This is a genomic window from Parabacteroides gordonii MS-1 = DSM 23371, from assembly GCF_000969825.1.
Lineage (GTDB): Bacteria > Bacteroidota > Bacteroidia > Bacteroidales > Tannerellaceae > Parabacteroides > Parabacteroides gordonii.
In genome coordinates, this window is record NZ_KQ033926.1 from 1 (window position 1) to 2,603 (window position 2,603).

Here is a 2,603-nt window from a genome sequence, read left to right on the forward strand (position 1 = left end):
ATTTGAAAGCATTCGATAAAAGATTTCTTAAAGCGGATTCTATCTTTCCACTATCTATCCAAAGGTCGAGGGAGCGGATACCAGAGTCCAGGATGAACTCTGTATTTTTTATTTCAGCCATGTGTTTAAAAGATTCCATAACCTTCTTAACTAAGTCAACAATATCAACTTCTGACAAATGAAGTTGCACCATTCCGGCTTCTATTTTCTGAACATACAGGAGCTGGTTCACCAGAGTAGATAATGAAGAGGCATTTTTATAAACAAGCGACAGTTTTTCGTACATAGTTTGTGAAAGACGATCAGCCTGCAACAACTCCTGTAAGGGAGAAAGAATTAATGTCAGCGGCGTACGGAGTTCATGGGATACATTGGTAAAAAAGTTCTCACGCTCCCTGTTGATTTGCTTTTCCTTTTCGCGTTCCAGATTGGCCACAAACAACTCATGCTTCAAACGTTCCTCTTTTCTCAGGCGGGCTTGCTGGATCTTTACACGACGCATCCAGTAATACAAGGCCAGCACAACAAAGATGAACGCAATCAACCGGAACCAGACCGTTTCGTACCAATGAGGCAAAATCCTTATAGCAAACGACGTTACATCACCGCTGGAACCGTCCGGGAAGATACTTTTCACTTCAAACAGATATTCGCCCTCAGGAAGATTTGTATAGGAAATCTTCTCGCCTTCCCCCGAAATCAGCCACTCCGATTGATAAGGAGCCAGACGGTAGCTGTATTTCTGTAACGTTTCCGAATAAGTCAGATTACTGAAAAGCAGAGAGAAGCTATTATTCATACCGGATAATATCAGATTATGCACATAAGGAACTCCTTCCGTAAGAATGACCTGATCGTTTATTTTCTCCCCAATTTCAACCGGTTTATTATCTACCTCTATCTGGGTTATTACCACTTTATCCGGCACGGGATGTTCGTCCATTACGTCTTCTGACGTAATGTAAGTCATGTTCTTATTATTACCCCAAAACAAATAATCATGATACAGCATTACCGAACGGTTATTCCCTGATATATAGTAGTTATAAAACAGCTTCTGATGTTTACTGTAACGACAGACACTGGAACTGGAGCCCAACCAAAGATGTCCTTTCGTATCTTCGCTGATACAACCGATAAAATTGCTGCTTAAACCGTCGTGCGTTGTATAGAAAGTATCGATCCGGTTGGATTCAACATCCAGAACACCGAATCCATCCGTATATCCGATATAAAGATTCTTATCGGAAGAAGCAAAAAGGGCACGTATCTCGCGTGCCGGGATATCGGCTTCCTTCTCAAAATCTGCTTGCAAACTCTCTTTGGCCGGATTGAATTTCTTTAACCCGAACGTGGTTCCCAACCATAAGTTTTTATCGGGAGTTTCCGTTATTGCCCGGATTATACCGGGACGAACCTCATAACGTGTGAATTGCCCGGATGACTTATCAAACAATAATAATCCATCCGACGTACCCAGCCATAAACGTTCCTGACTATCGACGAATAGAGACCATATAGAGCCATTCCATGCCGGATTATCAGACAAACGTATCGGGTAGACAGTAAATGTTTTACCGGTTGAGTGATAACGGATCAATTCCGAATTGGTATTTCCAAACCAGAGATCACCCGCTTTATCAGTTATTGCGCTTAATACGGTATTTCCGGCTTCGTTCGGAACCAGTTCAAAAGACAACCGGTGTTGCGGGTCAAAGGCTTCCGTACTTCTCATAATTCCTTTGTGGAAGGTTGCCAGCCAGATATGGTTCTCCTTGTCGGTGGTCATCGCACATATTTCATTATGCGTATCCTGATGGAAACGTTGATAAAACTGCTTTCTTAAATCGGAAGAATACACACCACCTCCCTGTGTTCCGATCCAAAGAAGCCCATCTGCATCATAATAAGCCGAGATCATACGGGTTTCCAGATTCCGGTGAAGCTGTGAAGCCGTATTATTATAGACTTCCGTTGAATATTGGGTAGGATCTTCCTTATCAGGAATCAGGATAGCATATCCATTCCAGGTCGCTGTCAGGTAACGTCCGTTACTGAGCGGAACGATCTCATAAACATCCCAGTGTGACAAGGAATTCTTTTTGTTCTTAGGATCATACGTGTATTGTGAATAAGTATCCAAGACAGGATTGTAGCGGATCGCCCCGTTTGCCCAGGTGGAGATCCAGACATAACCCTCTGAATATAAGAGGCGATTGATATGTATTTTCTTTACTTTGGGTAAATCTCCTTTATTCAGAACGGTGTAGGAAGCAGGATCGAAAGCAAGAATATTTCCCCAGTCCGTTCCGATATATATAACTCCATCCGGCGACTGGCAAAAAGCCAGAAAGTTTGTCCCTTCATCAACCAATGAAGCAAACTCCATTTCTACTTTCAGACTCACTTCTTTAATATTTCCTGTTTTATCTTTCACATAATCTACTGAAACCAGAGAAAGATTATCATAAGAAAGCGACCAGAAAGAAGAGTCATTTTGAATTAGTACATCCTGGACTCTGGTATCTTCATCCTTCTTTCCGGCATAATGAATTGGGACAAACCGCTCCAGTCTACGGTCAAAACAATAAATTTGCTGATTG

Annotated in this window: 1 protein-coding gene; it reads right to left on the reverse strand. The window is 42.1% G+C overall.

From position 1 onward, the window contains the following. A partial coding sequence (locus HMPREF1536_RS26505) for a ligand-binding sensor domain-containing protein (RefSeq protein ID WP_046151832.1) occupies positions 1 to 2,603 on the reverse strand: 2,603 nt, incomplete at both ends.